The sequence below is a fragment of the Candidatus Leptovillus gracilis genome, assembly GCA_016716065.1.
In the GTDB taxonomy this organism is placed as follows: Bacteria; Chloroflexota; Anaerolineae; order Promineifilales; family Promineifilaceae; genus Leptovillus; species Leptovillus gracilis.
The window spans coordinates 313,402-330,368 of record JADJXA010000002.1 but is presented as its reverse complement, the minus strand read 5'-3'; the positions used below and the strand labels follow the sequence as shown (position 1 = coordinate 330,368).

Here is a 16,967-nt window from a genome sequence, read left to right as displayed (position 1 = left end):
CCCAAAGTTTACACCGAAATCATTTTTGTTCGGAGAAACGTATCTTCTCCGACAAGCTGCTAGGATTCTCCAGCCCCAACTTCAGGCGCAGGTCGCGGAGAGATGGCTCGGTGAGTACGCTGCCATCCGGGAAAACCAGCGTGGGCACGCTGGCAAAACCCTGGTTGATGTCAATCAACGTCTGCCGGGCATCCGCGTTTTCGGAGATGTTGATAATTTCGGCAGCTATTTTTTCTTGCGCCAGAAATTCCTCAACCAGACGCGCATGGCCGCAATAACTGGACGTGTACAAAATGATGGTGTCAGATTCACTCATAAAGGGTCTGTATCGCTTTGCGCCTGGCTGTCGGCAGCGCTCGCCGCGTTTTCCGCCTGACGGCGGGCCAATTCACGTTGGACGGCCGCCTCTTGCTGCCACTGCTCATAATCTGCCTCAGTCACAAATTCGCCGCCCTGAATATCGGCATTCTTCACATCATAGCTGCTGTTCAGAGTAACAACGGTCGGTATCGGGCGGAAACATTTGTTGTCCACAATGGTTTTATGCCAGGTGAACTCACTGCCGGTTGTTTCCAGGTCGTAATGTTTGTCAGCCCGCAGCCGCACAACGCAGCCGCAGTTGTTGCAGCGGACGTAAAAATAAACGCCCCGCGTATCCACATATTCTTCACTTTTTTTGCCACCAAAAAGGTTTCGTAAAAATCCCATATTGGCCTCCATTGGTCCGCTAAAACCCGAACGGTTTAGCCAACTGTTCGGGTTTTGGATTCAGGTTGTCCCGAATTATAACAGAGTTTAAACTGGAAGGATGGTAGAGAATGGCGCAGGCGAACGTTTTTGGACGGCCGTAACCGAGGCGGTAGACCCCGGCGCGTACAAACCCCAGCGCATCGCCCAGGTTGAAGTCGCCCGCCTGAAATCCCAGGGGGAAACCTACTACGTCCTTAAACAACCACAAACCAAAACCTACCTGCGTCTAGCCGAATCGGATTACGCGCTGTGGTGGCAGATGGACGGCCGTAAATCGGTCAAAGACCTGCTCTTCTACAACCTGCTGCGCTACAAATCCCTGCCCATTGCCCACCTCAACCGGCTGGTGGCCGACCTGCGCGCCGGCCGCTTCCTGGCCGACCAACCGGCCAATGTCTACGACCAGATCAACGCCGAACTGGCCGCCCGCGCCCCGGAAAATCAGGGCCGCCGCCTGCTGCGCGGCTTCCTGCACACCGAAATCGCCCGCGACGGGCTGGACGGCGCCTTCACGGCTCTGTTCCGCTGGTTGGGCTGGTTGTTTTCCTGGCCGGCCCAATTTGGGCTGCTGGTTATTATTTTTCTCGGTGGGGTGTTGTACGGCCGTCTCTTTTTCAGCGGCAGCGTTTCCTTGCTCAGCGGCGGCCTCAGCGTCGTCACCCTGCTGGCAGCCAACTTCATCGTCATCACCATTCACGAACTGGCCCACGGCCTGACTGTAAAACAAGTGGGGCGCGAACTCAATCGCGGCGGTTTCATGATTTATTGGGGTATGCCCGCCTTTTTTGTGGATACGCGGGACACCTGGCTTTCGACGCGCGCCGAGCGCATTGCCGTCTCCTGGGCCGGACCTCACTCCGGCCTGCTGATTGGTGGTCTGGTGGGGCTGGCGCTGACTTACGTATTGACGGCCGTGCCCGCCGCCGCCGCTCAACTCTGGGTCAGCTTCCTTTTTCAAATGGGTTTCATCGCCTACCTGACCGTCTTTTTTAACCTCAATCCGTTGCTGGAATTAGATGGTTACTTCATCCTGATGGATTGGCTAGACATGCCCGGCCTGCGCCAGCGCGCCTTCCGCTTCTGGCGCGAACAGATGTGGCCGCGCCGCCGCGAACTAACCAACCCCCGGACCTTCTGGCAAAGTCTCAGCCGCCATCAGCGGATTTTTGTCTTTTTTGGCGCACTGGCCTTTGTTTACTCGGCTTACGCGCTGTGGTTTGCCCTCTATTTCTGGCAGACGCGGCTGCTGCCGCTGGGCCAAAGCCTGTGGACCGATTATGGCTGGTGGGGGCGGGCGCTGCTGTTGGGGGTGGTAACGGCCGTCATCATCCCCATCTTGGCTGCCCTGCTGCGCTACGGCTGGAGCCGCCTGCAAACCGCGCTGGAATGGCTCGCCCGGCGCGATTTGCTGTCGCGCAGCGATGTGCTGGCCCTGCTGCTGGGCGCGCCGCTGCTGTTGGGTGTCCCGGCACTCCTGTTTGCTCTCAGTCTGCTGCCTTACGCCGATCTGGCCGTCAGTATGACGCTGTGGCTGGTCCACCTGGCTGGCCTGGCGGCGCTGGTGGGCATTGGCCGCCAACTGCCCGGTTCTCGTTTTCAATGGGGCGTCTGGGCGGTAACGGCCGTTTTCCTGGGCGTCACCCTGGCCTGGGTCAGCCCGGAACCGCCCGCCGCCCAATTCTGGTGCAGCGGCGGGCTGATTCTGGCCGCGTTGGGCGTGTTGACCACCGGCGTCATCACCTGGTTCACCATGCAGCCCGGCATCCTAACGCTGGCGGAACGCCTGGTGATGGGCGCTTTTTTCCTGTTGGGCCTGGCCTACCTGCCGCTGCTGCTGCGCGTGGGCGATGGCGTCAATCTCGCCACCACGCTGCTCATCCTGATGGGCGTCTTCCCAGGATTGGTTTTTCTCACGCCGCTGCTGCTCAATTTTTGGCGTTCTCGTTTTGCCCTGCCCTGGGCGCTGCTGACGCTGGCCTTTCTGATCATCCCCTGGCTGCAATTTTTCCCGGCGCTGCACCTGCCGGCGGCCATAGTGTGGCTGTACGCCACTTTGCTCTATCTGCTGCTGGGCGCATTGGCCCAATTCAGCCGCCTCGACGCCACACCAACCAAAGTGGCCGCCTTCAGCGAACGGGAACGGCTGGTCAGCGCGTTCAACCACTTTATGCAGGCCCTATTTGCCAGCTACGAGGCCGTTTTTGGCCGCCGCCGCCTGCAACGCATCGTGGCCGAAATTCTGGCGGCTGGTCCCATCAATCCCGACGAGGACATTTTAGCCATTGCCGCCCGCGGTCATCGGGCGCTGCTGCTGGCGGTAGACCGGCTGGATGACCTGGCCGGAACGCCGTTCACACGCCAGGCCGGGCAGGCGGCTTACGACAGCCTGCCCTGGCTGGAAGCGGAGACGCTTGGCCGCCATGTGTTGGCGGAAATGGAATGGGGCAGCGGGTTAGCGGCCGGTTTCATTCGGGCGCGGGACCGGCGGCGCAGCCTGCTGCGGCAGGCGGATATTTTTGCCGGGTTTGACGACGACGGGCTGGCGGCGGTGCTGGCGGTGGCCCGACCCTGGCACGGCCGTGCCGGGCATATCATCGCCCACGCTGGCAGCGACGCCGCCGCTTTTTATCTGATTGAGTCGGGGCAGGTGGCGGTGTTTCAGGATGGGGTGCAAACGGCCGTCATCGAACCGGGTGGCTGTTTGGGCGAGTTGGCCTTGTTAGACGCCGGGACATACCCGGCCACTTACTGCGCCCAGACGCCGGTCAGCGCGCTGGTCATAGACCGCCATCACTTCGATCCGCTGCTGCGCGCCGACACGACTTTGGCGTCGCAGGTGAGTTCTGGGGCGCGCGCACGCCGCCTGCTGCAGCAGATGCCGCTGTTTAACAGCCTCAGCCCGCAGCAGTTGGCGGTTATAGACGCCCGCCTTCAGCCGCGTCAGGTGACAGCCGGGGAAGTGATTGTGCGGCAGGGGCAGGCGCGGTCCCATCTGTTTATTGTGGCCGACGGCCGTCTGGATGTGTTACAAGCAGGCGCGGCGGGTGAACAGGTGGTGGGACATTTAGGGCCGGGTGAGCATTTTGGCGAATACGCTCTGTTCGCCGACGTGCCTTATACGGCCACGCTGCGGGCGGCGCTGGATTCGGAGCTGTATCTGCTGGATGAACCAACATTTGACCGGCTGGTGGCTGAGTATGAAAATCTATCGCATTACGTGGAGCAAATTGGCAGCGGCCGTTTGCTGACGATGCAGAGGCGGATGGGGGTGACGGCCGTGATTTCGTGAATCGGTGTCCGGTATCCAGTGTTTGGTGTTCGGTGTTTAGTTGATGGCTTGTGGACTATCCCTTGCCTGCTTAACCGCTGGCTCGTACAATCCCATCACTGTCATGCTGAGCGGAGTTTTCGGGGCGAAGCATCCCACTCCAGCCAGAGGAACGGGATGCTTTGGCAAGCTCAGCACAGGCTCTCAGCATGACGCGCTTTCTTGCTAAATTTGTAAAGCACATATCGCCTGGAATGAGCCATGCCCGTTCAATTATTTTCGCAGGAGACATCACGAGTGGGCTGCACCCACCAACACGAATGAAAACCCTGGGAGCGCAGGCGTCTCGCCTGCCGGGGCGGACGGGACGTCCGCGCTCCCATTTTCGCAGGAGACATCATGAGTGGGCTGCACCCACCACCACGAATGAAAACCCTGGGAGCGCAGGCGTCTCGCCTGCCGGGGCGGACGGGACGTCCGCGCTCCCATTTTCACAGGAGACAGATATGGTTGCCGTAGTAGATAAACAGGCTGAACAAAAGGCCGCTTTGGAAAAAATTCGTAATGGATTGGCGACGAAGGTGCGCATTTTGGTGGGTCAAGATGCCTGCCCGGTGTGCAAAGCGCTGGAAGGCGCTTACGAATTCGACGAAGTACCGGAACTGCCGCACGAAGGCTGTTCGCATCCCGATGGCTGTCGCTGCTTTTATGCGCCGGTGCTGGACCGTTTTGGCCCCTGATTTTGATTGGCCACCGTTGGTTGTTTGCCCTGGCCCGCACGCCAACCGCGGGCCTTTTTATTGGTTGGTTGTTCGCCCACATGAGCTTTCTGCTGCCGGTTGATCGCTTGCGCGAAACCGATACCCTGTTGGCCTTTCACCATCCCCAACCTGCGTACCCAGTTCACATTCTGATCGTGCCCAAACAACGTGTGGCAAATTTGATGGCTCTGCAGCCGGCCAACGCTGCTTTATTGCTGGATTTAATCCCCATTGTGCAAAGCCTGGTATCCGAATTTGGCCTGGAAACGGCCGGCTACCGCCTCATCACCAATGGCGGCCCCTACCAGGACATCCCCCAACTCCACTTTCACCTGATTTCCGACGCGCCTGGGGCTTAAGCCCCAGGCTGAAAAACAACGCCCCGTGAACGGGGCTGAATGCGTACAAGCCGGGTTTACCCGGCGTTGTTTTGTAGACCGGCGCTTCAGCGCTGGTCGTCGCGGGTTGGCCGCTGCGCCTGGGGCTTAAGCCCCAGGCTGAAAAACAACGCCCCGTGAACACGGCTAATGGTTCGGTCGTTTTTGATCTGGCGAGATCAGATCCCAACTGTCTCCAGGTAGCTCAACACCCGCTCCCGAATGTCATCGCGGACCTGGCGAAAGACGGCCGTTTTTTCATCATCTGTGCCGGTGGCCTTAGCCGGATCGGGGAAGCTGATGTGGGTGACTTTGCCCTGCCCCAACCAGAGCGGGCAGTTTTCGGCGGCGTCGTCGCAGACGGTGATGACCAGATCCAGGGGGACGCTGCGAAAGACATCGGCCGTCTTGGAGGTGTGGTCGCTGATGTCTATGCCCAGTTCGTCCAGGGCGGCAACAGCCAGGGGGTGAACATAACCGGCCGGTTCGGTCCCGGCGGAAACGGCTTCCCAGGTCTCGCCCAGAAAATGGTTGGTCAGCCCTTCGGCCATGTGGCTGCGGCAGGAATTGCCAGTGCAGAGGAATAAAACGCGCTTTTTCATTGGTTTGTATTGTCTCCAAATAGACTCTATATCAGATACGGAAAGCGCCGATGCAGCAACTTTTCGTGGATTTTTCTTTGTGTGGGGATGGTACTCTGCAAGGGGGAATAGATGCAAGCATGGGCTGTTAAGGTTTGGTTAACGGCCGTTTAAACTGAAGAAGGCGACCCATAGGTCGCCTTCTTCAATTCCCACTATTTCCCACTGAACCGCGCATTTCAGCACAAGTCACTTAAGATAATACGGGATTTTGTCTGGTTTATCTACGGTGGGATTGCCTAAAAAACGGCCGTACTTCTTTGGTTAACCTGCCCCAAACGGCCGTTCCGGGCAGCAAATGAACCTGCACAATTATCTCACAACTTCCGCATATTTTCTTAAAAAGTTTTCGCTATCGTAGAAAGCAGTTAAGCAAACGCAGTTGTAAACACTGCACAAATCAACAAGAAACAGACAAAAGGAGTCTATTATGTCGAAAATGAAACGTATCTCTGTGCTGCTATTTAGTTTGTGCCTGTTCGCTTTCGTGGCGGCCGTGCCCACGTTTGCCGCCGAACCAGACAGTGTCACTGGCCTTGTCTTTATTGACAAAGAGCTGGATGGCATCTGGGACGCCGGCGAAGAAGGGTACAGCGGTGTGTGGAGTTGGGTGGAGGACGAAGAAATATGGCGGCACGTCGGCGCGATTGTTACCATTACCTCTCCGGCTTACGACGAATTTGTACTGGAATCATCCGGCCCCCGTGAAGCGGAGTATGATGGAGAATCGGCGTTGTGCTCTTACCAAGACACGCTGGTGGATGATGAACTGAACCCATCCCCGATACGGCCGTGTGTGGGCACGTGGGGTCTACCTGGCGTCAGTGAAGACGTGCGCTTTATGGTAACGGTAACTGCACCCGCTGGTTACTACGTTACATCCGAAAATCCACAATACTTCACTACCGGCACAGACCAGGGACCGCTAAACTTTGGCATTGCGCCCCTGGCGACGAAGTAAACAATCCTTCCCCTCCTAATTGTGTTGTACTGGCAAAAATGCGGGGCCTGTCTTGGTAGACAGGCCCCGCATTTTGCTGCGCCGCGCGGCAGATAGCAAGAAGTGTGATACAACTTCACGTCTAGGAGATTTTTGGGGATGTTGAACCGCTTTTCACCACACACACAGGCTGTTTTGCAGGCGTTGTTTGTTACATTTCTCTGGTCCACTTCATGGGTGTTGATCAAATTGGGGCTGGCGGATATGCCGGCGCTGATCTTTGCCGGGCTGCGTTATGTGTTGGCGTTTTTGGTGCTGCTGCCGTTATACCGGCGCACAAAGTCGGCGACACCGCTGCGGGTTTTATCCGGGCGCGATTGGTTGGCGCTGGCGGGGCTGGGGGTGGTGTATTACACCGTCACCCAGGGGACGCAGTTTTTAGGGCTGGTTTATTTGCCGGCCATTACCTTCAGCCTGCTGCTGAACGCAACGGCCGTTGTCACGGCTGTGTTGGGTATTGTATTTCTGGCGGAACGGCCGTCCAGGGGGCAGTGGGTGGGAACGGCCGTGTTCCTGGGCGGCGTACTGGTCTATTTTCTGCCCAAGCAAATCCCGGCCGGGCAGGCCATAGGCTACCTGGTAGCGACCATCACGGTGCTGGCAAATTCCTTTTCCGGCATATTAGGCCGGGCGATCAACCGGCAAAACCGCCTGCATCCGCTGACAGTTACCGTGGTAAGCATGGGCATTGGCAGCCTGCTGTTGTTGGGTTTGGGATTGGCAACCGAACCCTGGCCCACATTAACCTGGCAAAACTGGCTGTTGATCTTATTCCTGGCAGTGATCAATACGGCGCTGGCCTTTACGCTGTGGAACCACACCTTGCGCACATTGTCGGCCATGGAGTCCAGCATCATCAACAACACCATGCTCATCCAGATCACCTTGCTGGCCTGGCTGTTCCTGGGCGAGACTATCAATTGGCTGGATGTGGTTGGGCTGGCTTTAGCGGCCGTCGGCGTCCTGCTGGTGCAGATAAAGCGGGAATAGCGATTGGCGATTGGTCCTGAGCTTGCCGAAGGATTGGGTTATTGGCTATTTTCCTGATGCTGCGGCAGGCGCACAAAAAAGGTGCTGCCGGGGCAGGTTGATTCGTCGTGGCCGGGGCTTTCGACCCAGATTTCCCCCTGGTGGGCGTGGACGATGCCGCGGGCGATTGCCAGCCCCAGGCCCGGCCCGCCGCCTTTGAACTTGGTTTTGCCGGTAGAATGCAGGTCCACCCGGCCAATCTGGTAAAACTTGCTGAAGATAAATTCGTGCTTGTCTGGGGCGATGCCGATGCCGGTATCGTGAATGGAGATTTCGATGGTGTGGGGGGTGGGCAAACGGCCGTCCACCGTAATGCGCCCCCCGTCCGGCGTATATTTGATGGCATTTACCAACAACTGGGTAAACACCTTGTACAGCGCTTCCGCATCGCCATCAATCACCAGCAGGGAACGCAGCCCTGGCTGAATCTCCAGCGTCATATGGCGGTCGGTCAGGGCCGGCAGCATCTGCATCTGAAGCTGCTGCCACAAACCAGACAAAACAACGGGTTGGTATTGCAGCCGTAAATCGGCGTTGTCTATCTTGGCTACATCCAACATGCTTTCCACAATTTCATGCAGGCGTTGCGCGCCCCGATGCAAACCCGCGATGATGCGCGTCTGGTTTTCGTTGGTCTGGAAGGAAGGGTCATCCAACAAGATTTGGGTGTAGCCTTTAATCAGCGAGATAGGGGTAAACAGCTCGTGGGAAGCAACGTTGATGAAGTCTGCTTTGGCCTGGTCCATTTGCGCCAACTGCTCATAGGCTTGTTGTAAAGCGGCCGTGCGCCGGGCGACTTCTTGTTCTAATTGCTGATTAAAGCGGGCCAAACGGCCGTATGACAGCGCATTCTGCATGGCAATAGCCAGTTGATCAGCCATCATTCGCAGCACAATCTGGTCTTCCTGGTCGAAAGCATCCACCTTGTCATCTTGCACATCCAAGACACCGATCATCGTTTGCCCCACCAGCAGGGGAATGGCATATTCTGAGCGGGTGTACGCCAGGGTTTGGGCCGAGACAAACAGAGAATCTGTCCGGGCGTCATTGGTCAGATAAAATTGGCCGCTGCGCCAGACGTGGGCAATGATACCGCGCTCATCATCCAGAGAAATTTCCGAGTGCGCCAGTTGGGGATAATCAATGTCTCGTCCGGCAAAAGCGCGCAGCATCAGCACCTCTGCACGCACGCTCTTGGTCCAAACGGTGACGCTGTAATAAAGAAAGCGCGATTGGATCAGCCGGGTCGCTTTTGTCAACAACTCGTCCATGTCTAAAATGGACGTTACTTGCTGCCCCAGTTTGCTGCTGGTTTCCAGAAAGTTGGCGTGCTGCTGGTAATAGCGTGTCAGGGTTTGGTTCTTAAGATGGGTGGAAATACGGGCCACAAGTTCCCGCTTGCTCAGGGGTTTGGTGATGTAATCTACAGCGCCAAGCTGAAAGCCTTTGATTTTGTCTTCTGTGTGGGCCAGGGCGGTCATGAAAATAACCGGAATGTCGGCCGTAAGTGGGTCGGCTTTAAGCGCCTGGCAGACCTCGAAGCCGCTCATGTGGGGCATCATCACGTCCAGCAGGATGAGATGCGGGCTGTGTTCGCGTACCATGTCTAAACCGAGACGGCCGTTCTCCGCCACCAGCACCGTGAATCCTAGATGGTTTAAATAGGCAGAAACGACGTCTAAATTCGTCTGCGTATCATCTATGGCTAATATGGTGAATTGGGAGAAATCCAGTTCAAGCGGATCCATAGCGCTTGCCCTCTAAACCTGCTGAAATGCCTGCCAGTGGTTTTTGCTGCGTTAAGACACCGGACAAGTATGATTATAATGGTTGGGAGGACAATTGCCAGCAAAAAGAAAAACCGGGTTCAGCTTTTTAGCAGCTAAACCCGGCAGACAAGAACGCTCGCTTTCGCGCCAGTTATAGATATTCAGATAATGATTTTGTGTAGGGGCGGGCCTTGTGCCCGCCCGGCTGCCAGATGGCGACCACAAGGGTCGCCCCTACCAGCCAGAATGTTTTTCTGAAAATCCATATCTACAAAGAAGCTCACATCATCAGGCAGACAACGTGGCTGGCGCCTCAAATTCGCTGTCCAATTCCACGTATTTGCCTACCGCCTTATACACCGTCCACTCGCAGATATTAATCACCCGGTCGGCTGCCCGTTCCAAATTATGCACCGCCCATTGCAGCAAATTCGCCTGCTCATATTTCGCCCTATCTTCCATAACCGAAACAGCCAGAGCAAAAGAGATTTGCTGGTAAAAATCGTCTACTTCATCGTCTCGCGCCGGAATCTCATGCGCGGTCATTGCATTGTTGGTGGCATAGGCGTCTAAAGCCTGATGCAGCATCTGGCTGGTAATCTCGGCCATCGGCAGTATCATTTCGGCTACCTGCTCCGGCAGCCGGGCTTCATCTAGTTTCAGGCTAATTTTGCCAATTCCTTTGACATAATCATGAATACGTTCTAACTCGCCGGCGATCTCGACAGCGGCCGCCAGAGCGCGCATATCTGGCCCGGTGGGCTGCTGTGTGGCAATCAGGGTAAAACAGCCCATCATAATCTCAATGCGTTGGCTATTCACCCATTCATCGGCTTCAATCATTTCCCTGGAAACGCGCAAGTCGCGCGCTTTCAGAGCCTGGGCAACCCGCAAAATATCTTCTTCCACCACATTGCCCAGGCGTAATATCTTCTCGGTTAGCGTTCTCAATTCTCTGTCGAAAGTTTCTCGTGTCATCGTCCGTTTTATCCCTAGGGTCCGTAAAAATACAACTTCTCGTAGAGACCTGACAGGTTTCCCTAAACGTGTCAGGTCATGGTAGCGCTCGAATGATTACCGGCCCTTAACCAAAGCGCCCGGTGATGTATTGTTCGGTCAGCTCATGTTGGGGTTTGGTAAACAACTCATTGGTGTCGTTAAACTCCACAGATAGCCGGCCCGGTCTTCGCCCATGTTGAAGAAAGCTGTGTAATCGGAGGCGCGCGCCGCCTGCTGCATGTTGTGAGTCACGATGAGGATGGTGTAGTTCTTTTTGAGTTCCTGAATCAATTCCTCTATGCGCAGGGTGGCAATAGGGTCCAACGCCGACGCCGGTTCATCCATCAGAATGATCTCTGGTTTGACGGCGATGGTACGGGCAATGCACAGGCGCTGCTGCTGCCCGCCAGAAAGCGACAGGCCACTCTGGTCCAATTTGTCCTTGACCTCATCCCACAGCGCCGCCTGGCGCAGCGACTGCTCCACCAGTTCATCCATGCTGCCTTTATAACCATTGATGCGCGCGCCCCAGGCGACGTTTTCGTAGATGCTTTTGGGAAAGGGGTTGGGCTTTTGGAAGACCATGCCGATGCGCCGCCGCACTTCCACCGGGTCTACCCCACTATCGTAGATGTTTTGCCCCTGGTAGAGGACTTTGCCCTCCAGACGAGAGGTTGGAACCAGGTCGTTCATGCGATTGAAAGCGCGCAGCACCGTGCTTTTGCCGCAGCCGGAGGGGCCGATGAGCGAGGTGATGCGGCGCGGCACAAATTTTAGGGTGACGTCTTTGACAGCGCGAAAGCTGCCGTAATAGATGTGGATATTATGGGCTTCGATGGCGTAATCGCCGTTGCTAGAAAAATTTGTCTCACTCATTGTTGCTTACCCCATGCGGTTGCTGTAGCGATTGCGGAGGAGAACGGCCGTTGCGTTTAACGTCAGCAGCAGCGCCAACAACACCACAATCGCCGCCGCCGCAATATTGCGAAACTCCGCCTGCGGCCGCGATGTCCATTGATAAATTTGAATTGGTAAAGTAGTGAATTTTGAAAATGGACCAGACGGGTCCACCGTAATAAAGGTCGAAGCGCCCACCACTACCAGCGGCGCCGTTTCACCCAGGGCGCGGGACACCGCCAGAATGGTGCCGGTCAGGATGCCAGGCAGGGCATTGGGCAGCACGTGAGACCAGATGGTTTGCCACCTGGTAGCGCCCAGCGCCAGACCCGCCTGCCGCAGTGAATTGGGCACCGCCCGCAGCGCCTCTTGCGAGTTGATGATGATGATAGGCAGAATGAGCAGCCCCAGCGTCAGGCCGGCGGAGAGGATGGTACGGCCGTTGGCCGTCGCCCCAGAGTCTACGGCGCCAAAGAACGCCCCACTGGTCAGAATCTCAAAGGTACGCACAAACACAGCCAGCCCCAACATGCCATAGATGATGGAGGGCACACCGGCCAGATTGTTAATGTTGGTTTGCAGCAGGCGGTTAAGTTTGTTATCGCTGGCGTATTCTTCCAGGTAGATGGCCGCCCCGGTGCCGATGGGGAAGGAAAAGAGAATGGTAATAGCAATAACCCACAGCGATCCCAAAATAGCGGTGCGCACCCCGGCATATTCCGGCGTGCTGGACTGGGAATCGCGCACAAAGTCGGTCGTCAGCCAGGAGCGGAATTGCAGAACGCCATTGGGATACTGCTGCGCCACTTCGGCGGCAATTTCCGACCGGCGAAAGATGGAGTCCACCAGTTTGTAGGTCTTGACCACGTCTTCCTGTACCACTTCACGGATGAGCAGGTCATACACGTCGTCCTGGCTGCGAACGGGGGCGGTGCAGCCAGACGGCCGTTCATTGGCCGGCGCCGCGCATACTTCATTCCACAATTCGGGCGATTCAAAAACCAGGGCATTTTCATAGAAGCGTTGTTCCCGCTCGATGGTGCGGCCGCGCCCGGTGGTAATATTGGCGGCCAAAATCTGCACCAGGTCGTCTTTGGGCAGATCGGCCAGCGTGGTTTCAAAAACCGTTTCGATAAAAAAGTCCAGAGTACCACTGTCACTGCCGGGGACAAAACGATAAATGGGGCGATCCGGCCAGGCGGGGTTGACGTCGGCCCAGGTTTCGGCGGTGGTGAATATGGTTTGCAACTGCTCTGTAGAAAGATCGGTGGCAAAGTTGTTTTCCAGGTTGACAACAACGGCCAACGTGTCTATACCTACCTGAAATTCCAGGGGAAAACGGCCGTTCTTGCGGCACACTTCAAATTCACCCGATTTAATCGGCCGGCTGGAAGCGGCAATGTCCACTTCGCCGGCGCAAAAAGCGGTGATACCGGCGCTGCTGCCCACGGCCGTATTGTCATACGTCCCGGCAAAACCGGCCGCCTGAAACTGCGCCAGCATATGCTCCGTCAGCGGGAAAACAGTGGAACTGCCGGTAATGCTCACGCGGCCGTCTACGCCTTCCGGGTTAATAGCCGCCCATTGACCGGGCGAAAGCCCCAAAGTAGGATTGGCGCGCAGCCAGTTTTGCTGCGCCGTCGCCTGCCCGGCGGCGCTGGTAGGCAGGTAGCCAATCTCATCCATCTGGTCGCCGATATTGGTGAGCAGGTAGTTGAGAAACAGGTTGGCGGCCTGATTTTCTTCTAACACAGAAGCGGAGGAATAAAGGTATAACGGCCGTACCAGCGGGTAATCCTCAGCGACACCGCCCGCTTCCTGACCATCCACCGACACAATCTGCAAATCGTCAGCATTTTCCTGGTAATACGCATACCCAAAAAAGCCAATGCCATCAGGGTTATCACTGATACCGGCGGCCAGCACATGGTCATCTTCGCTAGATGTCGTATTCGGCGCGCTTAACATATTGTTTTGCAGCACATTCAGCGTCAGGCGTTCCGGGTCCACCTTGTTGATGATCGCCACGTAGCCAAAGGCGTCATTGACAATCGTATACAACAGAGACACCAGACTGACGATAGCAATCATTAAGGCGAGTATAAAAACGATGCGCCATATGAAACCCCAACGATGGCGCGTTTGAATCTGCGCCTGTAGGCCGTCCCCTTCCGGGTAAACGCCCGTACCCTGAACATTGGGGAACGGCTCTTTATTTTCTAATTTGCTCATTATTCGTAAACCTCACGAAAACGTTCCACAAAGCGCCGGGCGATCACGTTTAAGATAAACGTCATGATGAACAGGATCAGACCGATGGCAAATAGACTGTTATAGTCAATAGAGTCATAACTCAAGTCGCCGCCGCTGATACGCACGATGTGGCCGGTCATGGTTTCGCCGGCGATAAATGGATTGAGTACAAAACCCAGCAGCGAGTCCTTGCCCAGCTCAAAATTCCGCGGGCCGGCCCCGGCGGCAATCGCCACCACCATTGTCTCCCCAATCGCGCGAGACATGGAGACCACCACAGCCGCCGTGATGCCCGACAGCGCCGCCGGCACCACGACCTTCAATGAAGTCTCCAGGCGCGTCGCGCCCAGGCCATAAGCCGCCTGCCGCAAAGAATTGGGCACCGCGTGCAAAGCGTCTTCACTCATTGAGCTGATCAGGGGCACAATCAAAATGCCGATGACGATACCGGCTGAAGCCACGTTAAAAATTTCCACCGTGCCTTCCCCAAAAACAGAACGCAGCAAAGGCGTCATGAAAATCAAGGCAAAATAGCCGTAGACAACGGTGGGAATACCCGCCAGCACTTCCAGAATCGGCTTCACGATGCTGCGAAAACGCTCAGAGGCATACTCGCTCAGGTAAATGGCCGTTGCCAGGCCAATCGGCAGCGCCACCACCATGGCGATAACGCTGGTCATCAAGGTCGCCAGGATCAGCGGCCATAACCCAAAGTGTCCCAACTGTGGAATCCACTTGGTAGTCGTGAGCGTCTCAATAATGTCCACGTCGTTGGCCCGCAGGATAACCAGGCTGGCGGCGTGAGCGGCCGGGACAGTGTCCCGGTAGCCCCGCTCGACGCGAACGGTAGAGCCATCCACCGCCTCCACCCGCATGATTTCATCATTCAATCGGATCACGTCGTCGGCGCGCAGGGCCGCCCCGGATGTGCCCACCACGATGAACAGGTCCGCCGCTGTGACATCAGCCGCGACCGGCCGGTTGGTGGCTTCCCATTGGGTGCGGCTAAAAAAAGCCACCGACTCTTCTAACAAGATAAAAACAATAGCGATGGTTGTAAAAATGGAGAGAATGCCACAAAAAAAGAGAAAGCCCCTGATCAGACTCTCACCGAGGCGTGGCCGTTTTCGTAAATCACTGTTCATAACATTTGTAACAGGCAGTGGGGTGACAGGATTTTGTGTTGCCATACAGATCCCCTGTGGAAATTATTAGGAATGAAAATTTGATGAAGGCGGCGACCTGCGGTTTTTCGGCCATGATGGTCGCGTCGCTGTAGATGAAGAGCGGGCGAGCCAGCGGATAGGTGCCATCTTCCACATGTCCGGCGGTTGGTTCCACGCCTTCCACATTCAGAATGTTCAACTGGTCGGCGTTTTCTTCATAGTAGGCATAACCAAAGTAACCGATGGCAAACTCGCTGCCGATGACGCCTTGCACCAGGATGTTGTCATCCTCGGATAGCTGCAAGTTGGCGGCTGAAAGCAGCGGCTCTTCGTCTTCGTCAAAGATCACTTCCACAAAGTAGTCGAACGTGCCGGAGTCGGTGCCGGGGCTGAAGCGCAGGATCGGCTGCGCCGGCCAGGAGGGGTCAATGTCGGCCCAGGTCTCGGCCGTGGAGAATGCCAGAGCGATTTGCTCCAGAGTCATGTCGGTGGCAAAGGTGTTCTTGGGGTTAACGACCACAGCCAGCGCATCGGTACCGACGCGGAACTCAATCGGCTCGCGGCCGATGGCGCGGCAGGATTCGATTTCGCTGTCTTTGATCGGACGGCTGGCGTTGGCAATGTCGGACTCACCGGCGACGCAGAAGCGTTCCAAACCAGCGCCGGAACCGATGCTGTCTACGGTGATGTTGCCGCTGTAGCCTTCGCTTTGGAAGCGTTCGGCCATGCGTTCGGTCAACGGGAACACAGTGGAGCTGCCCGCCGTGACGATGTCGCCGGTCACGGCCAGGGCGTCTACCGCTGGCAGAGATACGCCAGAACCACTGCTGGCTGCCACACCGCTCGTGGCGCCGACGATCCAGTTCTGCCGCGCCTGGTTCAAAGCGGCCGTGCTGGCGGGGAAGTAACCGACGGAGACCACTTCTTCATTGACATAAGTCAGGTAGAAGTTGATGAAGTCGGCGACCTGCGGTTTTTCGGCCATGATGGTCGCGTCGCTGTAGATGAAGAGCGGGCGAGCCAACGGATAGGTGCCATCTTCCACATGTCCGGCGGTTGCTTCGACGCCTTCAATGTTGAGGATGCTCAACTGGTCGGCGTTTTCTTCGTAGTAAGCGTAGCCAAAGTAACCGATGGCAAACTCGCTGCCGATGACGCCTTGCCCAGGATGTTGTCATCCTCAGACAGTTGCAGGTTGGCAGCGGAAAGCAGGGGGGCTTCATCTTCATCGAAGATGACTTCGTCGAAGTAATCGAACGTGCCGGAGTCGGTGCCGGGGATGAAGCGGAGGATGGGTTCGGCCGGCCAGGTGGGGTCGATATCGGCCCAGGTCTCGGCGGTGGAGAATGCCAGAGCGATTTGCTCCAGAGTCATGTCGGTGGCAAAGGTGTTCTTGGGGTTAACGACCACAGCCAGCGCATCGGTACCGACGCGGAACTCAATCGGCTCGCGGCCGATGGCGCGGCAGGATTCGATTTCGCTGTCTTTGATCGGACGGCTGGCGTTGGCGATGTCGGACTCACCGGCGACGCAGAAGCGTTCCAGCCCAGCGCCGGAGCCGATGCTGTCTACGGTGATGTTGCCGCTGTAGCCTTCGCTTTGGAAGCGTTCGGCCATGCGTTCGGTCAACGGGAAAACGGTGGAACTGCCCGCTGTAACGATGTCGCCAGTAACGGCCAGAGCATCTACGGACGGCAGGCCGACAACTTCGACCGTTTGCGTTTCCACGACAGTTTCGACAACCGTCTCGACAACGGTTTCAACAACCGTTTCCGTTTCAACGCGGGTCACTTCGACGGTGACAGTTTCGGTGATGACCTGAGGTTCAGTGGCTGCCCCGCCGCTGCACGCGGCCAGAAGCAGAGTAAACAGGGTTGCTAAAATGAGTAATCTAAGGCGCATTTTTCTTCTATCTCCTAAAAAGTTATGGTGTGTTTTGACAAAAAGAGTGCGTGTCTCCGTTCTGGAACACACGCACAATTGCCAATTTTAATTTTCATCCTGCGATGATAGCCCGCTATCTTTAACGATTTGGGTTCATTTAGTTAACGAGAAGC

12 protein-coding genes and 2 pseudogenes are annotated in these 16,967 nt (G+C 56.5%); 5 read left to right on the top strand and 9 right to left on the bottom strand.

The features are described 5' to 3' along the window. Positions 1-19 precede the first annotated feature (19 nt). A complete protein-coding gene (locus IPM39_05745; GenBank protein MBK8985572.1) occupies positions 20-316 on the bottom strand; it encodes a glutaredoxin family protein in 297 nt (98 codons plus the stop codon). Continuing rightward, the gene (locus IPM39_05740; protein MBK8985571.1) at positions 313-708 is read right to left on the bottom strand and encodes a hypothetical protein; all 396 of its coding nucleotides are present in this window, start codon (positions 706-708) and stop codon (positions 313-315) included. The genes IPM39_05745 and IPM39_05740 overlap by 4 nt, the downstream gene beginning before the upstream one ends. 100 nt (positions 709-808) lie before the next feature. Here IPM39_05740 and IPM39_05735 point away from each other — a divergent pair, with 100 nt between their 5' ends. From IPM39_05735 to IPM39_05725, 3 genes are all read left to right on the top strand, one after another. Then, entirely contained in the window at positions 809-4,039 is a 3,231-nt protein-coding gene (locus IPM39_05735; GenBank protein ID MBK8985570.1) for a cyclic nucleotide-binding domain-containing protein, read from the top strand. Positions 4,040-4,524: 485 nt separating this feature from the next. Then, positions 4,525-4,758: a hypothetical protein gene (locus IPM39_05730; protein ID MBK8985569.1), complete on the top strand. Its 234-nt coding sequence runs from the start codon at positions 4,525-4,527 to the stop codon at positions 4,756-4,758. Positions 4,759-4,760: 2 nt separating this feature from the next. Beyond that, entirely contained in the window at positions 4,761-5,138 is a 378-nt protein-coding gene (locus tag IPM39_05725) for an HIT domain-containing protein (GenBank protein ID MBK8985568.1), read from the top strand. A gap of 197 nt (positions 5,139-5,335) precedes the next feature. Here IPM39_05725 and IPM39_05720 read toward each other — a convergent pair whose 3' ends face one another. Continuing rightward, positions 5,336-5,758 carry an arsenate reductase ArsC gene (locus IPM39_05720; protein ID MBK8985567.1) on the bottom strand — a complete coding sequence of 141 codons (423 nt, stop codon included), beginning with the start codon at positions 5,756-5,758 and terminating at the stop codon, positions 5,336-5,338. A gap of 469 nt (positions 5,759-6,227) precedes the next feature. On the opposite strand from IPM39_05720, the gene IPM39_05715 reads away from it, so the two are divergent. Together IPM39_05715 and IPM39_05710 are read left to right on the top strand one after the other, a co-directional pair. Further along, a complete protein-coding gene (locus tag IPM39_05715; GenBank protein MBK8985566.1) occupies positions 6,228-6,758 on the top strand; it encodes a hypothetical protein in 531 nt (176 codons plus the stop codon). 138 nt (positions 6,759-6,896) lie between these two features. Next, on the top strand, positions 6,897-7,787 hold the full coding sequence (locus IPM39_05710; GenBank protein MBK8985565.1) for a DMT family transporter: 891 nt from the start codon (positions 6,897-6,899) through the stop codon (positions 7,785-7,787). Between the two features lie 38 nt (positions 7,788-7,825). Here the strand turns inward: IPM39_05710 and IPM39_05705 are convergent, their stop codons facing one another. The 6 genes and pseudogenes from IPM39_05705 to IPM39_05680 form a co-directional block, all read right to left on the bottom strand. After that, the gene (locus IPM39_05705; protein ID MBK8985564.1) at positions 7,826-9,574 is read right to left on the bottom strand and encodes a response regulator; all 1,749 of its coding nucleotides are present in this window, start codon (positions 9,572-9,574) and stop codon (positions 7,826-7,828) included. A gap of 309 nt (positions 9,575-9,883) precedes the next feature. Continuing rightward, entirely contained in the window at positions 9,884-10,573 is a 690-nt protein-coding gene (gene phoU, locus IPM39_05700; GenBank protein MBK8985563.1) for a phosphate signaling complex protein PhoU, read from the bottom strand. 106 nt (positions 10,574-10,679) lie between these two features. Next, a pseudogene (pstB, locus tag IPM39_05695) lies at positions 10,680-11,470 on the bottom strand (phosphate ABC transporter ATP-binding protein). Between the two features lie 6 nt (positions 11,471-11,476). Continuing rightward, complete coding sequence (pstA, locus tag IPM39_05690) at positions 11,477-13,723, bottom strand: phosphate ABC transporter permease PstA (protein MBK8985562.1); 2,247 nt, start codon at positions 13,721-13,723, stop codon at positions 11,477-11,479. Continuing rightward, positions 13,723-14,619 carry a phosphate ABC transporter permease subunit PstC gene (pstC, locus tag IPM39_05685; protein MBK8985561.1) on the bottom strand — a complete coding sequence of 299 codons (897 nt, stop codon included), beginning with the start codon at positions 14,617-14,619 and terminating at the stop codon, positions 13,723-13,725. The genes pstA and pstC overlap by 1 nt, the downstream gene beginning before the upstream one ends. 259 nt (positions 14,620-14,878) lie before the next feature. Next, a pseudogene (locus IPM39_05680) lies at positions 14,879-16,812 on the bottom strand (PstS family phosphate ABC transporter substrate-binding protein). Positions 16,813-16,967 lie beyond the last annotated feature (155 nt).

Coding starts and splice junctions, on each gene's coding strand:
- pstA (MBK8985562.1), bottom strand. CDS start 13,723: ATGAGCAAATTAGAAAATAAAGAGCCGTTCCCCAATGTTCAGGGTACG.
- IPM39_05740 (MBK8985571.1), bottom strand. CDS start 708: ATGGGATTTTTACGAAACCTTTTTGGTGGCAAAAAAAGTGAAGAATAT.
- IPM39_05705 (MBK8985564.1), bottom strand. CDS start 9,574: ATGGATCCGCTTGAACTGGATTTCTCCCAATTCACCATATTAGCCATA.
- pstC (MBK8985561.1), bottom strand. CDS start 14,619: ATGCGGGTGGAGGCGGTGGATGGCTCTACCGTTCGCGTCGAGCGGGGC.
- IPM39_05730 (MBK8985569.1), top strand. CDS start 4,525: ATGGTTGCCGTAGTAGATAAACAGGCTGAACAAAAGGCCGCTTTGGAA.
- IPM39_05710 (MBK8985565.1), top strand. CDS start 6,897: ATGTTGAACCGCTTTTCACCACACACACAGGCTGTTTTGCAGGCGTTG.
- IPM39_05715 (MBK8985566.1), top strand. CDS start 6,228: ATGTCGAAAATGAAACGTATCTCTGTGCTGCTATTTAGTTTGTGCCTG.
- IPM39_05745 (MBK8985572.1), bottom strand. CDS start 316: ATGAGTGAATCTGACACCATCATTTTGTACACGTCCAGTTATTGCGGC.
- IPM39_05735 (MBK8985570.1), top strand. CDS start 809: ATGGTAGAGAATGGCGCAGGCGAACGTTTTTGGACGGCCGTAACCGAG.
- phoU (MBK8985563.1), bottom strand. CDS start 10,573: ATGACACGAGAAACTTTCGACAGAGAATTGAGAACGCTAACCGAGAAG.
- IPM39_05720 (MBK8985567.1), bottom strand. CDS start 5,758: ATGAAAAAGCGCGTTTTATTCCTCTGCACTGGCAATTCCTGCCGCAGC.